Source organism: Bradyrhizobium sp. CCBAU 45389 (assembly GCF_028128625.1).
Classification (GTDB): domain Bacteria; phylum Pseudomonadota; class Alphaproteobacteria; order Rhizobiales; family Xanthobacteraceae; genus Bradyrhizobium; species Bradyrhizobium liaoningense_B.
Genome location: NZ_LBIY01000098.1, coordinates 195991 through 220894, shown reverse-complemented (window position 1 = coordinate 220894; position 24904 = coordinate 195991). Strand labels below are relative to the sequence as shown.

21 protein-coding genes are annotated in these 24904 nt (G+C 64.9%); 9 read left to right on the top strand and 12 right to left on the bottom strand.

Annotation, left to right across the window (positions count from 1 at the left end; genetic code table 11):
* Position 1: 1 nt before the first annotated feature.
* A complete protein-coding gene (locus XH79_RS37040) occupies positions 2–1039 on the top strand; it encodes a PilN domain-containing protein (protein WP_271584887.1) in 1038 nt (345 codons plus the stop codon).
* Positions 1036–1638: a type II secretion system protein GspM gene (gene gspM, locus XH79_RS37035; RefSeq protein WP_212342680.1), complete on the top strand. Its 603-nt coding sequence runs from the start codon at positions 1036–1038 to the stop codon at positions 1636–1638. The genes XH79_RS37040 and gspM overlap by 4 nt, the downstream gene beginning before the upstream one ends.
* Before the next feature lie 10 nt (positions 1639–1648).
* Here the strand turns inward: gspM and XH79_RS37030 are convergent, their stop codons facing one another.
* From XH79_RS37030 to XH79_RS37020, 3 genes are all read right to left on the bottom strand, one after another.
* Positions 1649–1990, bottom strand: coding sequence for an addiction module antidote protein (locus XH79_RS37030; RefSeq protein ID WP_271584886.1), 342 nt, complete (start codon positions 1988–1990; stop codon positions 1649–1651).
* Positions 1962–2150 (bottom strand): type II toxin-antitoxin system RelE/ParE family toxin, encoded by a 189-nt coding sequence (locus XH79_RS37025; RefSeq protein ID WP_333938929.1) that lies wholly within the window; start codon positions 2148–2150, stop codon positions 1962–1964. Before XH79_RS37025 ends, XH79_RS37030 begins: the two co-directional genes overlap by 29 nt.
* A 171-nt stretch (positions 2151–2321) precedes the next feature.
* Entirely contained in the window at positions 2322–5933 is a 3612-nt protein-coding gene (locus XH79_RS37020) for an autotransporter outer membrane beta-barrel domain-containing protein (RefSeq protein WP_271584885.1), read from the bottom strand.
* 327 nt (positions 5934–6260) lie between these two features.
* Between XH79_RS37020 and XH79_RS37015 the strand changes: the two genes are divergently transcribed.
* From XH79_RS37015 to XH79_RS36985, 7 genes are all read left to right on the top strand, one after another.
* Positions 6261–7010 (top strand): hypothetical protein, encoded by a 750-nt coding sequence (locus tag XH79_RS37015; RefSeq protein WP_271584884.1) that lies wholly within the window; start codon positions 6261–6263, stop codon positions 7008–7010.
* Positions 7011–7184: 174 nt separating this feature from the next.
* Positions 7185–8738, top strand: coding sequence for a lipopolysaccharide biosynthesis protein (locus XH79_RS37010; RefSeq protein ID WP_271584883.1), 1554 nt, complete (start codon positions 7185–7187; stop codon positions 8736–8738).
* A gap of 3 nt (positions 8739–8741) precedes the next feature.
* Positions 8742–10580 (top strand): asparagine synthase (glutamine-hydrolyzing), encoded by a 1839-nt coding sequence (asnB, locus tag XH79_RS37005; RefSeq protein ID WP_271584882.1) that lies wholly within the window; start codon positions 8742–8744, stop codon positions 10578–10580.
* Positions 10581–10583: 3 nt separating this feature from the next.
* Positions 10584–11672, top strand: coding sequence for a glycosyltransferase family protein (locus tag XH79_RS37000; RefSeq protein WP_271584881.1), 1089 nt, complete (start codon positions 10584–10586; stop codon positions 11670–11672).
* A 145-nt stretch (positions 11673–11817) separates the two neighbouring features.
* Complete coding sequence (locus tag XH79_RS36995) at positions 11818–12438, top strand: acyltransferase (protein WP_271584880.1); 621 nt, start codon at positions 11818–11820, stop codon at positions 12436–12438.
* 78 nt (positions 12439–12516) lie between these two features.
* Positions 12517–13449, top strand: a complete 933-nt coding sequence (locus XH79_RS36990; RefSeq protein ID WP_271584879.1) for an NAD-dependent epimerase/dehydratase family protein — start codon at positions 12517–12519, stop codon at positions 13447–13449.
* Positions 13442–14635 (top strand): glycosyltransferase family 4 protein, encoded by a 1194-nt coding sequence (locus XH79_RS36985; RefSeq protein ID WP_271584878.1) that lies wholly within the window; start codon positions 13442–13444, stop codon positions 14633–14635. The genes XH79_RS36990 and XH79_RS36985 overlap by 8 nt, the downstream gene beginning before the upstream one ends.
* On the opposite strand, the gene XH79_RS36980 is transcribed toward XH79_RS36985, so the two are convergent.
* The 9 genes from XH79_RS36980 to XH79_RS36940 all read right to left on the bottom strand — a co-directional run bounded on the left by XH79_RS36980 (position 14632) and on the right by XH79_RS36940 (position 24893).
* The gene (locus XH79_RS36980; protein WP_271584877.1) at positions 14632–15975 is read right to left on the bottom strand and encodes a hypothetical protein; all 1344 of its coding nucleotides are present in this window, start codon (positions 15973–15975) and stop codon (positions 14632–14634) included. The two genes, XH79_RS36985 and XH79_RS36980, sit on opposite strands and share 4 nt — an antisense overlap.
* A gap of 41 nt (positions 15976–16016) precedes the next feature.
* Positions 16017–16979, bottom strand: a complete 963-nt coding sequence (locus XH79_RS36975) for a UDP-glucuronic acid decarboxylase family protein (protein ID WP_211408591.1) — start codon at positions 16977–16979, stop codon at positions 16017–16019.
* Between the two features lie 157 nt (positions 16980–17136).
* A complete protein-coding gene (locus XH79_RS36970; RefSeq protein WP_212342705.1) occupies positions 17137–17886 on the bottom strand; it encodes a glycosyltransferase family 2 protein in 750 nt (249 codons plus the stop codon).
* Between the two features lie 12 nt (positions 17887–17898).
* Positions 17899–19302 carry a capsular polysaccharide export protein, LipB/KpsS family gene (locus XH79_RS36965; RefSeq protein ID WP_271584876.1) on the bottom strand — a complete coding sequence of 468 codons (1404 nt, stop codon included), beginning with the start codon at positions 19300–19302 and terminating at the stop codon, positions 17899–17901.
* A gap of 3 nt (positions 19303–19305) precedes the next feature.
* Positions 19306–20694 carry a surface carbohydrate biosynthesis protein gene (locus tag XH79_RS36960; RefSeq protein WP_271584875.1) on the bottom strand — a complete coding sequence of 463 codons (1389 nt, stop codon included), beginning with the start codon at positions 20692–20694 and terminating at the stop codon, positions 19306–19308.
* Positions 20695–20717: 23 nt separating this feature from the next.
* Positions 20718–21650 carry a hypothetical protein gene (locus XH79_RS36955; protein WP_271584874.1) on the bottom strand — a complete coding sequence of 311 codons (933 nt, stop codon included), beginning with the start codon at positions 21648–21650 and terminating at the stop codon, positions 20718–20720.
* Positions 21647–22468, bottom strand: a complete 822-nt coding sequence (locus tag XH79_RS36950; protein WP_271584873.1) for a class I SAM-dependent methyltransferase — start codon at positions 22466–22468, stop codon at positions 21647–21649. The genes XH79_RS36955 and XH79_RS36950 overlap by 4 nt, the downstream gene beginning before the upstream one ends.
* A 69-nt stretch (positions 22469–22537) precedes the next feature.
* Positions 22538–24061 (bottom strand): oligosaccharide flippase family protein, encoded by a 1524-nt coding sequence (locus XH79_RS36945; RefSeq protein ID WP_271584872.1) that lies wholly within the window; start codon positions 24059–24061, stop codon positions 22538–22540.
* A gap of 10 nt (positions 24062–24071) precedes the next feature.
* On the bottom strand, positions 24072–24893 hold the full coding sequence (locus XH79_RS36940; RefSeq protein WP_271584871.1) for an SDR family oxidoreductase: 822 nt from the start codon (positions 24891–24893) through the stop codon (positions 24072–24074).
* Between the last annotated feature and the right edge of the window lie 11 nt (positions 24894–24904).

Genomic DNA, 24904 nt, shown 5'->3' with positions numbered 1-24904 from the left:
GATGAGTTCGCTCAATTCCCTTCGCGGCATTCTCGATGCCTGGACCGGCACCGTGGCCGGCACGATCGTGGCCGCCATGGAACGGGTGGTGGCGCCGCGCCTGGTGCGGCTGGTCGAGACCGGGACCGGCGCATTCGCGCTGGAGGCCTCGAAGTCGGAAAACGTGCCGAAGGAGATCACCTTCGAGGACGGCAAGTTCGTGGGCGCCAATCTCGCCCAGATCGTCCGTGGCAGCCGCGTCGAGATCGTGCTGCAGCCGACGCGCTTTCTGTTTCGCCCGCTGGAGCTGCCGGCCCGCGCGGCCGATTTCCTCGACGGTATCGTGCGGGCCCAGATCGACCGGCTGACGCCGTGGAGCGCCACCGAGGCGGTGTTCGGGTGCAGCCCGCCGGTGGCGCATGGCAGCGAGAGTATCACCACCGAGATCGCCGCGGCGCCGCGCCGGCTGGCGATGGGCTATGTCGAGGCGCTGTCGGGCTTCCACCCCTCGGCGATCGCGATCGTGACGGAGGCCGCCGAGGGCCCGCGCATCAAGGTGTTCGAGCAGAAATCGCGCGGCGCCGTCGACCCGGTGCGGCTGAGCCGCACGCTGCAAGCCGTTCTGGCGCTTGCCGCGGTCGCTGCGGTGACCGGCTCGGTCGCAGCCGGCTATCTGGCCGACAGCCTCAGCACGCAGCAGAGCGAGCTCGATCGGCAGATCACCCAGCGCCGCGCCGCGCTGCGCGGCAGTGACGGCGGCGAGCGCTCGCCGCTCGCGCTGCTCGAGCGGCGCAAATACGAGACACCGGCGAGCGTGATCGTGCTGGAGTCGCTGAGCCGGCTGCTGCCCGATCACACCTATGTCACCGAGCTGCATGTTGCCGGCAACAAGATCCAGATCGGCGGCATCACCCGCGATGCGCCCTCGCTGATCCCGCTGATCGAGCAGTCCCAGCATTTCACCCGCGCGACCTTCTACGCCCCGACGACGCGCAGCCCCTCCGAACCCGGCGAGCGCTTCCACATCGAGGCGCAGATCGAACCGAGGAACGTGCCATGAGCAGTGGCAAGAACAGTGTCATGGGCAGCAAGGTTGCGAGCGGAAACGCCGTGGCGCGGGCGCTGACCGGCTCGCCGCTGATTGCGGTCTCGCTGTACATCGCCATCGCCGGCGGGCTGTTGCTGATGGCCGGCCTCTCGATCGCCGACGTCATCTCTCACCGTCAGGCGCTGGCAGAGAGCTCCGACCTGCTCGATCAGCTGCGCGGCCGCAAGAGCGGCGCGAAGAACGCAGCGACATCGCCGGCCGAGCATCCCGGCACGCCGTTCCTGGAAGGGCCGACCGTGACGGTCGCGGGCGCCAATCTGTTGCAGCGGGTTGCGGCGGCCGTCGGCAATGTCGGCGGCTCGGTGCAGTCTTCGCAGGTGGACGTATCAGGTGCGCAAACCAAGGACGGCTTCGTCGGCCTCGTCGTGAGCTGCGAGCTGGAGCAGCCCGCGCTCCAGAAGCTGCTCTACGATCTCGAGGCCGGCATGCCGTTCCTGTTCGTCGACCAGCTCGACGTCCAGGTGCCGCAGACCACCGCGCTCGGCGACGCGCCCACCGGCCGCGTCAGGGTGATTTTGGGTGTGTCCGGCCAGTGGCAGGCCGGGAAGTAGGAAGGCGTGGTCAAGCCATCTTCTGTTGATCATCGATGGGCTCGGCTACCAATTTGACGCCGAGCGAGTTCATCACCTTGCGGACGGTCTCAAATTCGGGTTTTGCGGTCTCTTTGAACGTCTTGTAGAGACTCTCACGAGAGAGGCCGGTCGCTTTCGAGATGTCACCCATTCCCTTCGCGCGAGCGGCGGTGTCGAGCGCGTTACAGATATAAGCGTGGTCATTTGTCTCGAAGGCTTCAGTGAGATAAGCGGCGATCGCCGTCGGTGTCTTCAGATAGTCCGCTGCATCAAACTTAGTTACTCTTACCTTCGCGCTCTGCTTAGAGCTGGCTTGCGATCGCTTTGGCATGTCTGATGTCCCGGTCCTGGGTCGACTTGTCTCCGCCGCAAAGGATCAACACGATCCTGTTGCCGACTTCCTTGTAATACACGTGGTAACCCGGCCCATAATCGACGCGCAGTTCACTGACTCCCGCGCCCACGGCCTTCACGTCGCCTGCATTGCCCATGGCGAGCCGCTCAATGCGAGAAGCGATCTTCGCGACCGCTCGCTGGTCTCTGAGCGCAGCCCAGCCAGATCGAATTCGTCAGTCTTCTGAACCTCAAACATAAGTATCCTATAGGATACAGTCAAGGACGCGTGGGAGAATTTGTTTCGTCGGGAAGAAAGATGTGTCAGCTCACCAGCTGTACTTGAACACGCCCTTGCCGGAATAGCTGGTGACGTTGCCGGAGAATTCGCCGTCGAAGGTGCCGGCGATCGAGAAGCCGCTCAGCCATTTCATCTCGGCGCTGGCGCTGACGAGCGCGGAATCGGCATCGACCCTGGCGCCGTTCACGATGAACGATGTGCCCGGCAGGGTCTGGAACAGCGCGGTGACGGCGCGGCTCGGATTGTAGTCGTGCGCCCAGGCGGCGCGGCCGCGCAAGGTCAGCACGCCGTTCTGCATGGCGTAGGACTTGTCGGTGCGCAGGCCGAGCTCGGAGCGGGTGTCGGTGAGGGATTGCGCGGCGTAGTTCAGCGCGAACAGGCCGCCGCCATTGAGGCTCGTTTCGGAATAGTTCGGCAGGTTGAAATTCGTCACCTGCGCCGCCGCATAGGGCGTGATGCCGATCATCGGCGTCGCGAAGCGGTAGCCGCCCTCGAAACGGGCCGAGAAGCTGTCGGCCTTGTAGCGGGCCTGGAGCTGGTCGGCGCCGGCGAGCGCCACGGTGCGGTTGGTGGTGACGTCGTGCCAGCCATAGGCGAGGGCGGCCGAGATATAGGCCGGTCCGAAATTGTGCCGGCCATAGACGCCGGCCTGGAACAGGTCGGACGAGCCCGAGCCCATCGCATTCGCGACCGAGTAGTTCAACCCGCCGCCGCCGAGCGCGAAGCCGACGAGGGTGTCGAGCGAAATCCTGTAATCGGCGCCGGCCGCGCCGCCCCAGACCCGTGCGGTCAGGTCCTGCGAGCCGACGGCGGCGTTGCCGCCGACCTCGGCCGAGCCGCCATAGCCCGCCGCCCAGACGCTCCAGCGGCTGCTGGGCTGCGAGGAGAGCAGCGGCGCCTTGGTCGCCATTGCATAGGCTTCGCGCTCGCGCGCGTTGGCCGGACGCATCCTGGCGTAGGCGGTGGCGTCGTCGCTGTCGGCGAATTGGGCGACGCTGCCCGCCTTGGCGAAGCCGCCGGAGCGGCCGATGACAGTGGGGTCGAGCATCAGGTTCATGAACTGGCCGTCGGCATTGATCGCGGCCTGCAGGATGCCGGTGCCGAGCTCGCCCGAGGCGGTGGTCGGCCCCGCCGGTCCCAGCGCGGCGAAGGCGGCGGGAATGCCCCCGGTCGTGTTGAAGAAATTGGTCAGCGTGTTCGCGACGCTCTGCTGGTTGGCGTTGAGGCCGCCGCTAGGTGCGAAGTTGACGTTGACGTTGAGGTACACGTTGTTGATGTCGTAGCTCAGCGTCGTGTTGAGCGTCGGCATGTTGGAGAGGACGGTCGGATTGAAGCTGGTACCGCCGAGGCTGCCGGCCGCGGTCAGGATCGTGTACTGCTTCTTGACCGTGCCCGAGGTGAAGTTCGCGCGCACCGTCGCGCCGCCGAGGTCGGTCGCGCCCGTGACCTGGGTGAGGCTGGCGCTGGTGGAGGAGACCTGCACCAGATAGGTCGAGGCGGCGGTGAAGATCAGGCTGCCGGTCACCGTCAGCGGGCCGTACGGGTTCGTCGCGCTGCCCGGCGCCAGCGTGCCGCCGCTGACCTGGACGCCGGCGACCGTGCCGCTGCCGGCGAGCGTGCCGCCGGCATTGACGGTGATCGGGCTGTTCAGGATCGAGCCGTCGACCACCAGCGTGCCGCCATTCACCGTGGTGGCGCCGGTATAGGTGTTGGCGCCGGACAGCGTCTGCGTGCCGCCGGCGATGATCAGGCCGCCGCCGAAGCCGGCATCGTCGATGACGCCGGAGAAGGTTCCGCTGGCGTTGGTGATGGTCAGCGTGTTGAAGCCGAGATTGACGGTGCCCGAGCCTGACAGCGACTTGATCGAGGTGCCGCCGTTGAGCAGGCCCGAGATGTCGAAGGCGCCGTTGGCAATGACGCTGCTGGAGGTCGCAATGCTGCCATTGAGGCCGCCGAAATCGATGAGATCGAGCTCGCCGCCGGCCACGATGGTCGTGGTGCCGGTATAGGTGCTGGTACCGAACAGCTGCTGCGTCGCGCCGCTTGCGATCACGAGGTTGCCGCCGGTGCCGCCGCCGATGCCGCCGTCCTGGATCACGCCGCCATAGAAGCTGCCGTTCGTGATCGTCAGCGTCTTCGATCCCAGCGAGACGAAGCCGGCGGTGCTGGCGGAGAGAAGGCCGCCGACCGAAGCCCCTGAATTGGTCTGGGAAATATCGAGCGTGGCGCCGGCGCCGGCGAGGGCGACATAGAGCGAGCTTGCGATCGAGCCGGCGCCCTTCAACGCGAGCGTCGCTCCCCCGTCGATCTGGGTGACGTTGCTGTAGGTGTTCACGCCCGAGAGCGTCTGAGTGCCGCTGCCGACTTCAAATCCGCCAGTGCCCTGGATGACGCCCGCGAATTCGGTCGAGCCGTTGCTGATGAACAGCCCGTGGGCGCCCATGTTGACGACGCCGCTCGAACTGCCGGCGAGCGTCGTGATGCCGATGATCGGGAACGAGGCCGCAGAGATGTCGAACGTCCCATTCACCGTCACGACACTGGAGCTCGCGATGCTGCCGGCGCCGGATAATGCCAGCGTTCCGGCCGAGATCGTCGTCGCACCGGTGTAGGTGTTGACGTTGGTCAGGGTCAGCGTGCCGGTGCCGACCTTGGTCAGGCCGCCGCCGGCGCCGGAGATCACGCCGTCGACCTGGGTCGAGGTGTTGAGGCTACCGGTGGTGAGCGTGTTGGCGCCGAGCACGTAATTGCCCGCGCCTTCGATCGAGCCGCTGGTCATCCCGCCGCTGGTGAGACCGGAAATGTCGACGGTGCCGCCGCCATTGGTGATGAAGCGCGCGCTGCCGCCGGTCGCCGCGCCCGAGAAGTTCGTCGTCGCGCCGTTGTTGGTGGTGATGGTGGCGCTGCCGGCGGTGGCGGAGCCGTCGAAATTCACCGTTCCGTCGTTGGTGATGGACGAGGTGACGGCGGTGGTGGCGTTGTGGAAGTTCAGCATGGCCGATGCGGCATTGCTGATGGTGGCGCTGCCGACCGAGGCGCTGGTGAAGAAATCGATCTGGCCGCTGTTGGTGATCTGGGCGCTGCCGGCGGTGCTGGAATCCTCGAAGGTGAGGAAGCCGCCGTTGACGATGCTTGCCGTTCCCGCCGTGCTGTTCTGGAGGAACGAGACAGTGCCGCCGGAACTGTTCGTGATGGTCACCGCACCCGTGCCGCCGCTCGCGGTGCTGCTGCTCTGGAACACCATATTGATGCCGCCGGACGCGGACACGAAGTTCTGCGTGTTGCCCGAATTGTTGATGATGCCGGTGCCGTTGACGATGAATGCGTCGCCGATCGTGACCGTGTAGGCCTGCGCCGTGTTCGTGAACAGCATCGTGCCGATGACCACGACGCCGTTGAAATTGTCGACGTTCGCGCTGCCGGTGTTGGTGAAGGTCGCGGTTCCATCCGGCACGCTCGGGTTGGATGACCAGTTGGTCGGGTCCGTCCAGTCGGTGCTGGCGCCGGTCCAGGTGCCGTCGACGGCGTGGGCGGCGACGACGCCGAGCGCGGTCGTGGCGAGTAGGGTCGCCAGCGCGTGGCGGGTGATGGGCCCTAGCCGGCATCCGATCCTCTCGGGCGCCATTTTCGGTCCGGCCATCTGTGCTCTCAAATCAGAAAACAATATTCGCAATGCTGCAACTTTTGCGTGCAACGGGGCTCTATGGTGCGCCATGATCTCATGGTGTCATGGTGCCTCGCAATGAACGTAGGTCCAATTGCGCGGGGTTTCAGGCTGTTCCGGGTGCAATTGCCGCAATCGTGGCTGTTGGGCAACATTTTCATGCGCCGCAATATCTGCCAGGCGAGATGCGGCCTTTCCGACGGAATTGAGCCGATGCGAGGCGGGTTGATGGGCGGGCCCATCGGGCCTAGTTTGCTCCGGAAGGCCTGTCCGCGCGCCGGCGGCCTTCGGTGGCAAGGAATCTTGCAGGGAAATTCGATGTCCGCCTGGCTCCGAGCGATGGGATTGGCTGCGCTGTGGACGGTGCTGGGCGGTGCTGCGACGCCGACAGCGACCTGGGCCGCCACCTCCTCGCGGATCGACATCTTGCCCGACGATGCCGCGGGCAGTCCTGTCGAGAGCGTCGATGTCGGCGCGGTGAGGCCGATCGCGCGGCCCGCGCAGCCTGTCAGCAAACCGGTCCCCCGCGGCAATCCGCTATGGTCGGTGCCGCTCTCGGCGCTGACGGCAACCGAGGAGCGCCCGATCTTCTCGGCCTCGCGCCGGCCGCCGCCACGCGCGGTCGCGGGGGCTCCGGTCGAAGAGGTGCAGGCAGCCCCGCCGCCCAAGCCGGTCGAGGCGCCGCCGCCACTGCTGCTGGTGGGGGCCGTGGTGGGCGAGGGCGACGCCATCGCGATTCTGGTCAACCGCCTCGACCAGAAGGTCGTGCGCCTGCGGCAGGGCGAATCGCTCGGCGGCTGGTCGCTGACGGAGGTTCAGCCGCGCGAGGTGACGTTCAAGCAGGGGGATCGCAGCGAGGTCCTGGCGCTCCAGCGTCCGGCGGATCCGGCGGGCGCCCCCGCGGCTCCCCGGCGGATGCCGGCGGGAGGCCGACGATGCCCGGGACGAACGATCCGTCGTTTGCCCCCTTCGTGCCGCGTTCGACGCCGAAGAAAGGCGAGTCGGATGGGCTCTGAGCGCATGATCCGGCGTTGGGGAAGCTCACGACCGTGATGCGGTCCGGCAGCTTGCCGTGCCCGAATGGGCCCGGCACCGGCGGCCCGTTGTTGCCTCCGCAGGCTATCGACAATCCGCGCACTGACTGCTAGCCCGAATTCGCGCTGCTTGGGGGGAACCCTAATTGACGAGGTGGCAAAGGCTTGGTGAGGGTACGGCCGGGTGGCTGGCATGACTTCGAGAAAAAGACCGCCCGATCTGCTGGGAAACTCCGCGTGGAATGCGATGGCTTTCCTGGTGGCCGTGGTGCTGAACCTGGCCATCCTGCCTTTCGTGATTGTTCACCTCGGCCTCGCTGCGTTCGGCGTGGCGGGTCTCGTCACCGCCTGCATCGCGCCGGCGCTGGTGTTCAGCAACGCGCTGGGCCTTTCGACGGCGCGCGAGCTTGCGCAGCGACTGGAACCATCCGATCGGGAAGATGCGCGGCGCCTGTTCGCGACCTCGGTGATGCTCGCGATCGGCGCGGGCGGCCCGATCAGCCTCTTTTTTCTGGTTGCCGGAGCTCCGCTTGCGCGTCTCGGATTTCATCTGGCCGGTCCGGCCGCCGCCGACCTCGGATGGGCCTTCGCACTGGCCGGCATTGGCTGGCTGTGCCAGTGCGTGTCGGCGGTCTTCGTCGCCCTGTTCACCGCGCGTCAGGACTATCGCCGGATTGCCCTGGTCGGCATTGCCGGCACCGTGGTCTCGACTTTCTCGATGCTCCTGCTGATCCCCGTTTCGCCATACGCGTCGACGTTTCTTGGTTGCCAGGCGCTGGGACTTGCGACCGGTCTGCTGACGGCCGTGGCCTGGTCGCGCGGTGCAATCGGCCAATGGCTGGCACCGCCGGCATTGCATCGCGATGCCTTCGCGAGGCTCGCCCGGTTCGGCATCTGGCAGGTGGCCGCACAGGGCGGCGCGCTGCTTGCGGCGCAGGCCGACCGGTATCTGCTTGGCGCGCTGCTGCAACCACAATTCGTCGGTTTCTATGGCGTGGCGCAGCGCCTCCAGGAGGCGACCTATATCGGCATCCTCAAGGTCGGTGAGATCCTGTTTCCGTTCTTCAGCACGCTGCAAAAGGAGAGCGAGGATCGCAAGGTCGATCTGCTGTTCCGATCGTCGTGGATATTGAATGTCCTTGCCGCAAGTGCCCTGGGCGCATTGATCCCCGTGGCCGGTCCGCTGCTGCATGTCTGGACAGGTGCCGAGGTCGCGGCCGAGTCCGCGCGGGTGCTCGTCGTCCTGTCGATTGCCGGCATCCTGGGATCGAGCGCGAATGTGTTCGGCTTTTATCTGCTGGCGCAGGGGCGCTCGCGCTACAACGCGCTCATCGCGTTGATCACGGGTATCGTCACCCTCGGCACCAGTGCGATCGTATTGCCAGGCTTCGGATGGCAGGCCGCAGGCTGGAGCGCCTGCGCCGGCATGATCGCACAGATGGCGACCATCGTCGTGCTGTTGCGCCGTAGTTTTGACCTGTCCGGCATTTGGCCGCGCGTCATCCATTGCGTGCTGATGCCGCTTGGCATCGGGATCGCAACGGCGCTGGCGCTGCGCACCGGCCTCGACCGCGCACCGTTCCATCTTGCGCCGTCCTGGTGGTCGGTGGGCGTCGTCGCGTCGGTGACGGCTGCGATCATCTTTGTCGTCGAAGTTGCGGCGTCGCAGCTGGGACCGTATCGAAGGGCCTGCTTGCAGGACTTGCGCGCCATTCTCAGCCGCTTCGTGCCCCTGAAGGCCATCTAGGACATGTGCGGAATCGCTGGAATCGTCAATTTGCGCGGCAATGCGGTCGAGCCGGCCGACATCACGCGACTGACCAGTCTGATCGCGCATCGTGGTCCGTTTGGCGAAGGAACGTGGTTCAGCGCGGACCGGACGCTCGCATTCGGCCATCGTCGCCTTGCCATCATCGATCCCGGCGAGGGCGGCTATCAGCCGATGCTGTCCGCGGACGGCCGTCACGTCATTGTCTTCAACGGCGAGATCTACAATTTCCTCGAGCTGCGCCGCGAGCTCGAGGCGCGGGGCGCGGTGTTCCGCAGCCAATCCGATACCGAAGTGATCCTCGCCGCCTGGGAGGCCTGGCGGGAAGACATGCTGCCGCGCTTCAACGGCATGTGGGCCCTGGCGATCTTCGATACGTCTACGAGCGAATTGTTCTTCGCGCGCGATCGCTTCGGCATCAAGCCGCTGCTCTATGCCATGTCGCCGGAGCGATTTGTCTTCGCTTCCGAGCAGCGGGCGCTGGCGCGCAGCGGACTGATCGATGCTTCCGTCGATCTGGAGGTGGCGCGGAGGCTGTTGCTCGACGCCTTTGGCGTCGAGGGAAGCGACCGCACCCTGTTTCGGCAGGTACGCCGTCTGCAGGCCGGCCATTGCATGTGGCTGCGCCAGGGCAAGGTCAGCGTCAGGCGCTGGTGGCGGACGATCGATCATCTGCCTCCGGTGCCGGCCACGGAGTCCGAGCGTGTGGCCGGCTTCCGCGAGCTGTTCCAGGACGCCGTGGCCCTGCGGATGCGCAGCGACGTGCCGATCGGGACGTGCCTGTCCGGAGGCTTCGACTCATCGGCGGTGATCTGCACCATGGCGGCGCATGAGCAGGCCGGGATGGGGCCGCGCGACAGCGCTGCATGGCGTCACGCCTTCGTTGCGACGTTCCCGGGGGCATTGAACGACGAACGGCCGATGGCCGAGGAGGCCGCCGCCTGGGCCAGGGTCGAGCCTACTTTCCTCGAAATCGGACAGGCCGATGCGTTGACGGACCTCGACCGGATTCTCGACGATCTCGACGACGTCTATATCGGGTTGCCCAGCGCGGCATGGCTGATCTATCGGCAATTGCGGCAGAACGACGTGACGGTGTCACTCGACGGTCACGGGGCGGACGAGTTGATGGGGGCCTATCTGCAGGAAGGAGAGGCGGCTGCGTTTCGAATCCGGAACGCCGCGGAAGATCTGGCTTCGCGATCGCCGCTGGCGCGTCGCGGCGTGGACCTCCTGCGCGTGCTGGCCTTGAAACGTCAGGGCGTCTATTTTCTGCGGGGCGGCCTGCGCGATGTTCCGAACCCGCTTCCGCTCGTCGCCGAGGACGACGTGCTGCCGCGTGTATGGGGCGGCCTGAACCGGCGGCTCTACCGCATGTTTCACAGCACGGTGCTGCCCACGATCCTGCGCAACTTCGATCGTCTCTCGATGGCCCACGGCGTCGAGGTCCGCATGCCCTTCATGGACTGGCGCCTTGTGACCTACACGATGGCGCTTCCGGAAAGCAGCAAGTCGGCAGACGGCTATACCAAGGCTGTCGCCCGGCGGGCGATGGCCAACCTGATGCCGGAGTCGATCCGGACCGCGCGCCGCAAGGTCGGCTTCAATTCGCCGATGCCCGAATGGCTGAACGGACCCTTGGCCGGCTGGACGGCAGACCTGCTCGACCGCGACGTGCCGGCCTTTGCCGAGCTGGTGGATGAAGCGGCCTTGCGCCGAGCGGTCGGCCGCTTGTCAGCGTCAAAGACGTGGGATTGGGAGAGCGTCGGGCGGATCTGGCCTTATCTGAACATGAAATGGATGTTGGCGAGGTACGCGTAGACGATGCGCCTGTTCCAGAATAGTGCCCTTTACCCGTCCTATCTACCGCGGTTGAACCAGCTCGCGGCGAACACCCGAAGCTTTGCGGAGCGGCGGGACGTGTTCCTGCACGACCGCTTCGGTGCGTCGCATTTCCTGCAACCGGTGCTCGACGGGTCGCCGGAGGCCTTCTTCACCAATGGCGACGACGAGGTCCTGCAGCGGCGCTGGGCGCGCGAGCAGGGCATGCCGGGCGAGCCGGCGCTCGAGGCCATCCTGCTTGCGCAGATCGAGCATCACGCCGCCGAGGTTTTCTACAATCTCGATCCCGTACGCTATCCGAGCGCGTTCGTCGCGAAGCTGCCGGGTTGCGTGAAGACGACACTGTGCTGGCGTGCGGCGCCGTCGGGCCATGCCGATTTCACGGCCTATGGTGCCGTGCTTGGCAACTTTCCGTCGATCCTCGACTTATGGCGCGGCAAGGGATGCCGCGCCGAATTGTTCTTTCCGGCGCATGATCCCGTGATGGACGAATATGGCCACGGCGAACGCCCGATCGACGTCGTCTTTGTCGGCGGCTATTCGCGCCACCATCGCGTGCGTGCCAGGACGCTGGAGCGGGTCGCGCGCCTGGCTGACGACCACAACGTCGTGCTGTGTCTCGATGCATCGCGCCTGACGAGGCTCGCCGAAAGCGCGATCGGACGATTGTTGCCGCTGGAACGGCACAGGCGTCCCGATGCTATCGCCGCCATCGCGAAACCCCCCGTGTTCGGAAGGGATCTCTACGAGCTGATCGGATCGTCGAAGATCGTGCTCAACGGTGCGATTGACATGGCCGGCACCGACCGCGGCAACATGCGTTGCTTCGAGGCGATGGGGTGCGGCGCTCTGCTGGTGTCGGACGCCGGGGGGTACCCGGACGGAATGCAGGAGGGCGTGACCATCGAGACCTACGCGACGCCGGAACAGGCCGCCGAGGTGATCTCGCGAAGCCTGCATGACTGGCCCCGATCGGCCGAAATCGCTGCGCTGGGTCGAGGCCGCGTCCATGACATTTACAGCAAAGACGCGCAATGGAGAGCATTCAGTGACCTCGTCGGGCGCCTTTAGCCAAACGATTTTTGCCATAGCGTCCATCCGAATGATTGAATGAATGTCCACTTCCTGATGCAGTAAAGGACGGGAGTGTGGCTCCGTCGGAGGTGTCAATTGAGAATCCGAACGCGTTCGGCCTTGCGGCGCAGAGGGTGAGCTGATGTCCATTCTTTCTACGCTCGCGCGCCGTTGTGCGCATACCATTGACGGCCTCAACCTTCACTATATCGTCCGACGCCTGACGGGACGGGCGACTTGCCGCTTGCACCGGGAGGCATTCCTGGCGCATTCCGCGCGGATCTGGAACGCGTTCGGCGATAGCGACAGGATCGTCATCGGCAGCCACTCTCACATCAGGGGCGAGTTGATGGTCCTCGGGCACGGTGGCCGGATTACGATTGGTGAGTGGTGCTATGTCGGAGACGACACACGTATCTGGTCGGGAGCTTCGATCGAGATCGGAAACCGCGTCCTGATCTCGCATTCAGTGAACATATTCGATAATCTTTCGCATCCGATCCGTGCTGCCGAGCGGCACGAGCAGGCGAAGCAGATTTTCACCTTGGGTCACCCGCGCAGGCTCTCGCTCGACGATCGTCCGATCAAGATCTGTGACGATGCGTGGATTGGCGCTTGTGCGATGGTCATGCGAGGTGTGACGATCGGTGAGGGTGGGATTGTCGCCGCGGGTGCTGTAGTCACCAAGGATGTTCCGGCATATTCGATCGTCGCGGGCAATCCTGCGACCATTGTCCGGGAATTGTCGCCGGACGAACGATGAGAGGACGTGTGATACCATCCATAGGACTGTGGCTGCGAGCTAAGCGAATGTCTCGTCGGCAGGACTCCAGGTAGCGCGATGTCGATGTGGGTTACCGGTGCGAACGGGTTCATCGGCCGCCATCTCGTCCGCGAGTTGGCGGGCGGCGGGCATGCCGTCCATGGCGTTGGCCATGGAGCCCTCGATCCGGCCGATGCACGCGCGCTCGGCTTGCAGACCTGGATCAATGGCGAAGTCGACGCCGCCAATCTGAGCGCGCTCGCCGCCGCGCACGGACTGCCCTCGCACGTCCTCCACCTGGCCGGCGGCTCGTCCGTCGGACTGTCGATCGAGCGTCCGTTCGAGGACTTTTCGCGGACCGTGGCCAGCACGGCGCGTTTGCTGGAATGGCTTCGAAGCTTTGCGCCCGAGAGCAGGCTGATCGTGGTGTCGAGCGCCGCCGTCTACGGGGCCGATCACGCCGGGCCGATCCCCGAGAGCGCGGTGCTGACGCCGATGTCGCCCTACGGCCACCACAAGCTGATGATGGAGCAGCTGTGTCAGAGCTACGTCCAGAGCTTCGGCATTCGCTGCGCCGTCGTGCGATTGTTCTCGGTCTACGGTCCGAGCCTTCGCAAGCAGCTTCTCTGGGACATCTGCTCGCGGCTGCGGAGCGAGCAGCGCACGCTGAATCTCGGAGGAACGGGGACCGAGATCCGGGACTGGACCGACGTTCGCGACGTCGTTCGGCTGCTGGCGCGCGTCGCGGAGGGGACCTGGAAGGACGATTTTGACGTGATCAATGGCGGCTCCGGGCGAGGCGTGAGCGTGGCCGGCATTGCCGAGGGCCTGATCGGGCATTGGGGCAGCAAAACGGCCGTGAAGTTCTCCGGCGTCGCGCGGCCGGGCGATCCGATCAGCCTGCTGGCCGATAACCGGCGCGTGCTCGACATGAATTTCGACTGGTCCATTCCGCTGGAGCGCGGTCTGGCCGACTACGTCGCATGGTTCAAAGGCCAAGCTCGTGCCTGAGCGTGCGCCGCTGCGGATCGCATTCACCAACATTCCGCGCCGCCTGTGGGCGGGAGGCTACAACTATCAACGCAATCTGTTCGAGGCGCTCAACAGATACGCGCCGGGAGCGGTGAGCCCCGTGCTGTTTGCCGGAACGGCTGACGATCCCGAGGAGATTGCAGCGCTGGCCGGCATTCCCGCCGTCGAGGTCGTGCGCACGCCGGTGTTCGATCACGCCGCGACCGGTCTTGCCCGTGCAACGGGCCTTGCCCGCGCGGTCGCCTTTGGTCTGGACGGCCCCGCCGTCGCCGAATTCGAGCTGCGCAAGATCGACATCGTGTTCGAATCCGCGCGCTTCTTTGGCTGGCGCCTGCCGTTCCCGGCAATCGCCTGGTTCCCGGATTTCCAGCACCGCCTGCTCCCGCAGCTTTTCTCCAGGAGCGCTTATTGGCGGCGCGATCTCGGCTTTCGGGTCCAGATCGCGTCCGGCCGGCACATCATGGTGAGCAGCGCCAGCGCGCTTGCTGATCTCAAGCAGTTTTATCCGGGTCTTTCGAACGGCGTCTCCGTGGTCCGGTTTGCGACCGAGCCGCCAGCCAGGCTGCTGAGCACGAATCCGTCCGACGTGATCGCAAGCTACGGCCTGCCGCCACGCTATTTTTATTTGCCGAACCAGTTCTGGCGGCACAAGAATCACCGGATCGTCATCGATGCGCTTGATCTTTTGAAGCGCCGCGGGCTGGACGTCGTCGTCGCCGCATCCGGACATACGCAGGACTCCCGTGATCCCGATCTGTTCGAAACGACCATGAGGCAAGTCAGGTCGCGCGGGCTCGAGACGAATTTCAGGCACCTCGGAATGATTCCGCTGGATCACGTCTATGCCCTCCTGCGCGCGTCGATCGCTCTCATCAATCCTTCGGAGTGTGAGGGGTGGAGCACGACGGTCGAGGAGGCGAAGTCGTTCGGCGTCCCGATGATCCTGTCCGATATCGACGTTCATCGCGAACAGACCGGGGGAAGCGCGCGATATTTCGGCATCCACGATGCCGAGACCCTGGCCGATCAAATGTCCGAGGTTGCGCAGGCGGCCGGGCCTGCGACCGTCCGCAATCTGTTGCCGAATCTCGAGCAGCGCGTCGAGGCGTTCGTGGCGGATTTCATCCGGTTGACGGCGGATGTGATGGCGTCGGCGGCCCGCTAGCCAGCCGTGCCGGATCGGGAGCGCTCCCCGTCCGACGAGCGCTCCTGTGCAAAGACACTCCGAGGCACCACGTACCAGAGCAAGAAGAGAAGAGCGGCGCCGTGAGTGAGCATGGCGACCGAGAGCGGCACGTTGAGCAGGGTCTGCGGCAGCAGGCCGGCGGAAATCAGGATGAAGCGGGGCGGCAGGCCCGCGGATGCACGATTGCCGAGCGCCAGCACGAAGCCCGATGCGAGCGCGGTCAAAGGTGCGAGATAGATACCGACGGACGCGATCCCTTCGGTCGCAAACAGCGACGCATTCAATTTGCCGAGCTCGTACGCGTCCTGCATCAGGACGGACAGCTGCACATCGTAGGGACAATGCATCAGCGGCTTGAGGACGGAGATCTGGCAGAACCAGGTCAGTGGGTGGCTCGAGAAGAAATTGTTATAGATGTCGAGAGCGCTGGATGCGGTCGCGATCATCCGGATGTTGACGATGTCGAAGTATCTGCCGGGAATGCTGCCGAGGGCGGCGCCGGTCACGACGATCACGACGAGGCCAACGAGCATCGGGACGAAGATCGATGCGATGGCTGCCGTTCTCGCCTCCAGAAGGCGCGAGAGCACCGCCAGGGCGATCAACCAGGCGGGCGTGAAGAAGGCGAACTTCGTCAGCGTGATGGGGTAGAACAACAGGAGCAGGATCAGGACCAGCGCGGCACGCCAGCGATGGCCGAGCAGCCAGTAGCAGGCGAAGGCGAACGGCAGCAGCGTGCTGGAGACCCAGCCCATCAGATATCGCACCGCGGCCGGAAATTCGAGCGAGTCGCGATAGTCGTAGATGTTGGCGACCGAGACCAGGCGGAAATTGTAGGTCGCCGCCACGGCGATGGTGATCATCGAGACGGCCAGGATCAGCGTCAGCAGATGCTCGAAATGTGCGTTCGACAACGTAAAGCGCTGTCGCAGCGGCGCCTTGACGAATAGCACCGGCAACAGGAAGAGCACCAGCGCCAGCGCCGCCGAGATGCCTGCGGGCAATTGCTCGTAGCTGTAATGGGAGAACACCTCGATCCAGAGGAAGCCCAGGATCATCGTGTAGAAATAGAACCCGACGAAATAGCCGAAGCTGAAGCGGGCGACGACGAACAGCAACGAAACGACGGAGAAGCCGACCGCAACGATGATCGCGATCCAGAGGCGCTCGACGTTGAAGCTGATATAGTACTGAAAGGTCGCGACCTTGATCAGCGACAGGCAGGTGAGGGCGCTGTGCAGCAGCACCAGAACCGTCAGCGCGGCCGTCGAGTCCAGCCGTGACCGGAGGTCGCTGATCATCCTGGACGGTGCGCTCATGGCCGACGGGCTCGCTGCGGACGAGGAGAGTTGCGAGCGTATCAGGCGATTTCCAGCGAGTGCTTGAAATAGGCGATGGTCTCTTTCAGGCCGTCCTCGAGCGCCACCTTCGGCTCCCAGTTCAGAGCGGCCTTCGCCTTGGTGAGATCGGGCTGGCGCTGGCGCGGATCGTCCTGCGGCAACGGCTTGAACTCCAGCCTGGAGCGCGATCCCGTGAGCTCGATGACCTTCTCGGCGAGCTCGCGGATGGTGAACTCGGAATTATTGCCGATGTTGATCGGGCCGGTGATGTCTTCGTTCGTCAGCATCAGCCGCATGATCGCCTCGACGAGATCGTCGACATAGCAGAACGAGCGGGTCTGTCCGCCGTCGCCGAACACGCTGATCGGCTCGCCCTTCAGCGCCTGGACGATGAAGGACGACACCACGCGGCCGTCATTGGGCTGCATGCGCGGGCCGTAGGTGTTGAAGATGCGGGCGACCTTGATCGGCAGGCCGTGCTGGCGCCAGTAGTCGAAGAACAGCGTCTCGGCGCAGCGCTTGCCCTCGTCGTAGCAGGAGCGGATGCCGATTGGATTGACGTTGCCCCAGTAATCCTCGGTCTGGGGATGGATCAGCGGGTCGCCGTAGACCTCGCTGGTCGAGGCCTGGAAGATGCGCGCCTTCAGCCGCTTGGCGAGGCCGAGCATGTTGATGGCGCCGTGCACCGAGGTCTTGGTGGTCTGCACGGGGTCGCGCTGGTAGTGGATCGGCGAGGCTGGGCAGGCCAGGTTGAAGATCGCGTCGACCTCGATGTAGAGCGGGAAGGTGACGTCGTGCCGGACCGCCTCGAACAGCGGATTGGCGATCAGATGGGCGATGTTGCGCCGGCTGCCGGTGAAATAATTGTCCGCCGACACCACCTCGGCACCGGCATCGAGCAGTCGCTCGCAGATGTGCGATCCGATGAAGCCGGCGCCTCCGGTGACGAGGATGCGGCTGTTCTTGTAGCTTTCAAACGGCATGATCGGTTCCAGATTGTCCGCGGCGGGAGCGGGCTGAGTGGTATCGGCAACGGCCGGACTCGCCAATAGCCAAGTGGCTTGGATTCAGGTATTTAAATACCCCTACTGTGCATGGGGTTGTTCTCGCACTTTTTTCAGCCGGGTGCTCGCCATGCGTCTAGAACTCCCGCCGCTTCAGCCAGGCCCGCGCCCCCCAATGGGCGAAGCACCAGGCCGATCGGACCAGCGAGAGGTGCTCGACATTGCGGTAGATCTGCCAGACCCATTTGGCCGAGCGCATCGGGCGGCTGGAGACCGAGGAGCCCCTGACCCGGTAGCGGGACAGGTCCTCGTTGAGGCCGTATGCGGTGTGGCCGCGCTTCAGGATCGAGAGCCACAGGCAGAAATCGTCGTAGCCCTCGTTCTTCATCGCGATGGGACCTGCGATCTCGCGGTCGACCATCGCGGTCAGGGTTGCGATCGCGGTGTTCTTCAGGAGCTGACCGTAAGTGAGCGAGGCCGGCACCTCGATCAGCCGTCCGGTGACCGTGTTGGTCTCGTTGATGCGGCGGAACGCGGTGTAGCTGAGCGCGGCCTTCTTCTCTTTCGCGAAGGCGAGCTGCCGCTCGAGCTTCTCGGGCAGCCACAGATCGTCGCTGTCGAGGAAGGCGAGATAGCGGCCCTGCGCCTGGTCGATCGCGGCCTGGCGCGCCAGCGCCGGCCCGCCGTTCTTCGCCTGCCGGATCAGCTTGACGCGCGGATCGCGCGCGCCGATGTCGGCGATGATCTCAGGTGTCCTGTCGGTCGAGCAATCGTCGGCGATCAGGAGCTCCCAATCGGCAAAGCTCTGGCTCTGCACCGAGCGGATGGTCTCCTCGATCAGGCCTTCGACGTTCCAGGATGGGGTGATGATCGAGACGAGCGGCATTGACGGGTCCGTTCAATTCGCGCGGGCGGGCTCGGCGATCGCGGCACGCAAGGAGGCCGCAAACGTGTCGAGCAGCTTGGGATCGCTGATGTAGAGCTCGCCTGGATAAGACTTGCGCCAGGCCGCTTCGAAAAAGGGCGCCCCCCTCGCCGGATCGAACGGCCCGGCGGCGAGCGCCTCGCGCAGCCGCGCGGGCACGTCCGCGAGACGGTCGACCGCATAGACCAGCGGGCAGGAGCGATAGAACGCATCGCCCATCACCACCACCGGCTTGCCGAGCAGCAAGGCTTCGGCACCCGACTTGCTGTTGACGGAGATGATCGCATCGGCGCGATTGAGCACGGTGTAATTGTTGGTCTGCGGCGGCAGCAGCACGAAATTGTCGAACCGGCGCGCCAGCTCGAACAGGCGGTCGGCCGAGATCGCGCCGATCTGGGCGGGATGTTCCTTCACCACCAGCACATGCGAGTCCGGGATCGTTCGCAACAGGAAGTCGACGGTTGCGACCTGGTCGAGATAGTCGGGCGAGCGCAGCGTCAGCGCCATGTCGGCCGGAACGTGGAACGGATAGTAGACGAAGGGCGCCTCGGGGATCGGCTTGTAGAGCTTGCGCAGCCGCGTCGCATTGAGCGCCATCGCGGCGTGCACGCGGGCGTGGCGCAGATTGTGCCCGAACTCCTGGTGCTTGCCGAGCGCGAACTGGTCCCACAGTTTCTCGGTGAGGCGGCGGGCGTTGCGCAGGTTCACGACCTTCTTGAAGGCCGCCGAATAATGATGCTGGTCCTTCTTGGGGATGACGATCGCCCGCTGCGTCAGCGTGTCGTCGAGATAGGCCCGCACTTCCGGCGACACCGCGTCTGCCGGCGTCGGCATCACGTCGGGCGCGCCGAGCGTGTCGGGTGTGAAGTACATGCGGCCGCGAAAGAAGGACGGCTCGATGAACCAGTTGCGGATGTTGCGGCGCCGGGCGGCGTAGAAGCTCGCGATCACCGAGAGAAAGCCGCCGAGCTCCTGCACCAGCTCGACGCGCTTGCCCTGCCGCTCCAGCCGGTCGAGCACCGTCTCCATCGCATTGGCATAGATCATGAAGCGCCGGCGCAAGCCGGCCGTATCGCGGATGCCGAAGGTGAAGCGCTCATGGCTGAACAGGAAGTTGGTCCCGTCGAGCCCGTAGGCGGCGACACGCGCATCGAACGCGCCGCGATCGTCGGGCGAGGGGCCGCTCTTGAGACCCTCGCGGTACATGTTCGTAACAGGCACGCCCTCGGCCGCCGACATCTCGGCGCTGCGATCGTCGAAGGCGAGCAGCTCGACGTCGTTGCCCGCCGCGCGCAGCCGCTGCGCGACCGGGAGCCAGAACCGGGTCTGGTATTCGGCGAGCGTGGTGATGAGGATGGTTCTTGCAGATGTGGCCATGGTCTATCGGGCGGGTTCGATGGCAATGCTCGCGAGCGGCAAGCCCGTGGTCGCGCAATGCGCGCGCGTTGCGGTGAATTGCGACGGGCTCGCGCCGTCATGAGTTGCGATACGCTGAAGCAGGGTCCTGACGAAGACCGGCTCGATCCGCTTGTCGCGCCGGGCCGGATTGAACCGGCTGCGCAGCCGTTCGGTGATGGCCGATCCGAGCACGGCGCTCGCGGCGCCCTTGACGATCTGGCCGATGCTCGGCTTGTCGCGCGTGCCCTTCACGGTCGCCAGCAGCGACACGTAAGGCCGGCGCGAATTGCCCTCAGCAGTCAGGACGTCGGCGACCCGTTCGGCGGCCTGTCCGTCGTTGAGGTGAAAGAACGCCTCGATATCGGCGGCGTGGACGCGCGCGAAATCGAAGGTTTCGGTCTCGCGCTCGACGTGGTCGATCGCGCCAAGCAGCTCGTCGAACGAAGTGACCGGGCGGCTCACGCGCGCGGGCAGGGCGGCATGGCCGGCGGTGACGGGCGTGTTCAGATATTCGAGCTGGAGCGGCAGTTTTCCGAGCAGGACGGATTCGACGGCCGTGCCGCAGTTGAGGTGCACGACGGCGGCCGCGTTGCGGATGCGGTCGAGCACGCTGCCGGTGCCGTCGATCAGGACGTTGCCATGGCGCGCGAGTGCGTTGCGATAGACATCCTCGCTCTCGAAAGGATGCGGACGCACGAGAACGGTGCGGTCAGGCCGCACCGCGGCGAGCCGGTCGATCTCGGCGAGGTAGTTCGCAAAGACCTGCTTCAGGTCCGCGATGAAGCGGTCGACATAGGCGCCGTCCCAGCCGGCGCGCACCATCGCCTCGCGCTCGCCGCCCGGTTTGCCGGTGAAGCGTGAATTGACCAGCGGGAAGTTGGCGTTGACCAGCAGATAGCCGCGCGGCTCGCCGTCGAGCAGCGCGCGCCAGCGTGGCGCCGCAAAATCGAAACGCGGGCATCCGGTGAGGTGAAGCTGCTCCGGCTTCATGGTTCCTGCCGCCCGGAAGGCGTCGTGCAGCCGGCTGCCCCAGAAGAAATAGCCGGCCAGGATCTCGGCGTAGCCGCTGCCCTTGATGTGTGCGGCCATCGCCGGCGGCGAGTTGCCGCCCTTCTCGGCGAGCACGCCGCCTTCGGTGTCGAGCACGTAGAGCGCAAGGCCCGCCTTGGCGAAGCTGCGCATCAGGTCGAGATTGACCGGGCGCGCATAGTTGACGACCAGCGCGTCGAGCCCGAGCCGCGGGACATCGACGGCCTGCTCGTACATCGGCACCAGCACGACCGAGACGCCGCGCCGCGCGAGTTGATAGCCGAGCATGACTGCACCCGGCAGGTCACGCTTGGGGTGATCGACCACCAGGCCGACACGCATGATCAGGTTCCTGTCCGGACGGATCAGAGGCGCATCACCGCGCGCTCGATGTCAGAAACGGGGCCGACGGCGCGGAAGCGGGGCGGGGGTTCAGGAAACATGCGCGGCGGTTGGATATAGGTCGCCGTATAGAGCAGGCGCGTGCGGTCCGAGAAGATCCGGCTGCCCATGTGCAGGCAACGTGCGGTGTTGACGATGAATGATGTCAGTCGCGGCGCAACCAGCTCCTTCACCGCGGAGCGGTCCACCTTCGCGAAGACTTTGTCATCGCTCATGTGGCTCTTGATCGTGTTGCGGAACGGCCGCGACGCCGGTGCCGGGATGAAGGTGAGGGGGCCGTCGGCGGTGTCGCGCACGTCGGTGAGATAGATGAAGAGCTTGCAGACGCGCTTGTCGTCGTGATCGAGATGCCAGAGCTGCGAATAGCTCAGCGTCTTGTTCTCGGTCGGACGCGACAAGGTGAGCAGCACGTCCGACAATTGCGGCAGGTCGTGCATGAAGTCGCCGATGACGCGGAGCATGCCGGGCTGCAACGCGTAGCGCACGAAGGGATGGTCGGTCGCGAACGCGCCGTTGACGAGATCCTCGTCGAGCAGGCTGACCCAGAACGATTTGTGACCGAGCTGCTGCTTGCCCGAAAGCTCATTGAGCCGCGCGACCTTGGATTGGCCGACGTCGAGAACTGCTTCGGCTAGCGAGCGATCGACCAGCGAGGTGACGTCGATGTAGCCGTCATGGGCGAGCTTGCGGCTTGCTTCGCTCCAATCCGGCGACGATGGCAGCCCGTCGAGAACGGCGCGGCGCCTGGCACGCGCGCCCGGTTGCATGCTCGCGATCGCGGTCTTGGTCACCCAACCGAGATCGGTGCGATTGACGTGCCACAGCAGGCGGCGGAGCTGGTTGATCTTCTGCTTTTTGACGGCAGGTGCATCCGAGGCGGGGTTGATGGTTGTCATAGGGGCTCCCAGCAGTATAAAAAACCATCATTGTGGATCGTCGGCGCGAACGGCATCCGCTCTCTAGCCAAAATGCGGACGCGGCCCTGCCGCTCGTAGTCGTCGAGGATCGAGAACAACTGCGTCTGGTAGTCGACCGAGCGGATGTAGAGGAAGCTGACGATATCTCGCGGACTTGCGAGGTTCAGCAGCTCGGTCGTCGGCTCGATGTTGATGACGCGCTTCGGCCTCGCCGCGATGATGTTGTCCACGACCTTCCGGACGTCATAGGGAATCTGCTCGATGCAGAAATAGGTGAAGACGACTTGGTCCGCGATCGCGGGATAATTCGGATCGTTGCCGTCGGTCAGGTCGATCCTGTCGAGCGAGATCCGGTCCGACAGGCCATAATACGCGGCGATTTCGCGGCCGGCTGCGATGCCGTTCGGCGCGATGTCGAAGCCGCGCAGCCGCCAATCGGGATGATTGAGGTGGAGCGACAGCAGGTTGACGCCGCAGCCCGCGCCGAGCTCGATGATCTCCGTGGCGTCCCCCGTGTACCGGGCGAGCAGTTCGCCGAGAGCTCTCGCGCGATAGCGATAGTAGTCGTCGGCGGCGACCCTGCAGATCTGATTGTCGACCTTGCGAAGATCACTCGCAGAATTCGCTGGGGCGAGGAAGTCGACGATGCTTGCGCACCTCGTCCAGCTTTTTTCCGACAGCGTTCGCTGCCAATGCAACAGGTTGTACTCGGAATCCACGACATTGGCAGTGCGCTTCACGCGGCGCATTGCGAGGCGGCCGACGCTCTTTGCCGCGTCGAGCGCATAAGTCGCCACCCTATCCGACAACGAGGCTGGAGGGAAATCTGTGGGGACGGCTTTCGTGTCTGTCGCGCGGATGTTCATTCAACTGCTTTTGGATGTCAGTCCCATTAATTGTCCGACCGCCGGAAATACAGTCCGGTGCCGCTTGTCGAGTACCAGGAAGTATTGGAGCACCCAGGTGATCAGGCAGAAAACCATGGAACAGAGCGCGAGCTTTAGCACGCTGTCAAAGCGAATGTAACCTGCAATTGTCGCTAGAAAAATGCTTGCCAGCACCAGGATAGCGAACTGGGTTCCAAGCACCTTGATGAAGCGATTGCGCTCGAGTGCGAGTGCGCTGCGCAATTCTTCCAGCTGCCAGGGCAGGACCGCGATGCTGCCGACGACCTGGCCGAGGATCAGCGCACGTTCCGCGAACAGATGCAATGTCGCGGCGGAGACCGCCGCCCAGATCAGGAGCTGAATGGCCATCAGCTTGTTGAGCCGGGCCTGCACCTCGGGTCGGGTCAGAAAGATCAGGCTCCCGATTGTCACGTATTGCGCGCAGATCGGAACCAGGAAGCTCAGGCCCATCCAGAACGCATACGGCGTCAGCAGGGAACCAATCCAGATGTTCATGATCTCGGGCGAGAGGATCGCGGTTGCGGCAAGCGGCGGCACCACGAACATCGGCATCATGACGAGGCCGAGGTCGCCGAGGCGCTGGAACGATCCCACGCTGCCGCGCTCGTCGAGGCGGCTGGCAACGGGGAGCAAGGCGGATGTCAGAAGGCTGACGACGATCTTGGAGACCCGCGACAATCGCACCAGCGCGTCGTAGGTGCCGACAGCCTTGGGGCCGAACAGCAATCCGATCAGGAACGGCTGGAGGGGGCCGGAAATGCTGCCCATCAGCTTGCCTTGCAGGAGCAGCACGCAACGATGCAGAATATCCCGGCGGATGTCGCGCGTCCACGGCAGCAACCGCACGTGCTTGTACCGCAGGGCGACGAATGCGGCGATTCCGATGACGACGGCGCGGGCCACCAGCGTGGCGAGATAGATATAAGCGACCACTTCAAAGCCTGTCGCCATCGAGGCGGCCGCAAATGTCAGTCCGACATACCCCGCCGTCGAGGTGACCTCCGCGACGCGGAGCAGGTTGTAGCGCTCGAAGCCCTTGATAATGCCTTCCCATACCAGCGCCGGAACAAAGATCAGGTTCGCGAGGGCCGTGTAATGCATGATCCGGCTGAACGCCTCCAGATACGCGGCGTCGACCTTCATGACGATGACGAGCAAGGGCGTCGCCAGCCAGATCACCGCGCTCAGGGCCAAAGCGAGCGCGATCGAGACCACTCCCAGGAAAGCAATCTGGCGACTCGCCTGCGTCCAATTGCGGTGCTCGCGCGCGCGCGCGACCACCTGGGTGGCAACCTCGGACAGACCGAGATCCAGGACCGCCATCATGCCGCTGGGCAGCAGCAATCGCGAGATGACGATCAGGCCGAACTCGGTCACGCCCCAGGTCTGGATAATCAGCGGGATGACCAGAAGGCCAAGCAACGCGGCCACGCCGAAGGCAAACGCCGAAATCACTGTATTCTGGATCAGGCGCTTGATCATTGGCGTTTCGCTACCATGCGCTCAGCCCGCCATCGATCGCGATGTTCTGGCCGGTCACGTAGGATGCCGCATCGGACACCAGGAACAGCATCGCGCCGACCATCTCGTCGGCACGGGCCATGCGGCCGAGCGGAATGCGGGCGCCGTAACGCTGCTTGAAGGTTTCGTTCTGTCCGCTCTCGACGCCGCCCGGCGTCAGCGTGTTGACGCGAACGCCTTTCGCCGCCCAGTAGGTCGCGAGGTGCTTGGTCAGGCCGATGACGCCGGCCTTGGACGCGGTGTAGACCGCGGGCGTGTTGATGGCGCGGCCGAGATATTCGGAGCCTTCGTAGATGCGCTGGTCCGGGGCCATCAGTCCATAGATCGAGGCGGTCTGCACGATGGCGCCATAGCCGCGCTCGGCCATCCGGCCGCCGAACACCTGCGCGACGTTGAACATGCCGTCGAGATTGACCGCCATGATCTCCCGCCAGGTGTCCTGCGAGAATGTCTCGACGGGTGCAAAGAAGGCGTCGAGGTCGCGGGCCTTGCTCGCGGCATTGTTGAGCAGGATCGAGACCGGTCCGAGGTCGGCTTCGAGCGCATCGGCCGTGGCGCGCACGAAGCCGGGCTGGGTGATGTCGCAGCCATAGCCTTTGGCGCGGATAGAGTGGCGCGAGGCGAGGTCGGCGGCCGCAGCGTCGGTTGCGGCCTGATCGAGATCGACGATCGCGACATTGGCGCCGAACTCGGCGAGGCCGTCTGCGAAGCGACGCCCGAGAATGCCGCATCCGCCGGTCACCACGGCGGTGCGGCCGGTCAGGTCGAACAGAGCCTTGAAGCTCGTGGTCATCGCTTAAGCTC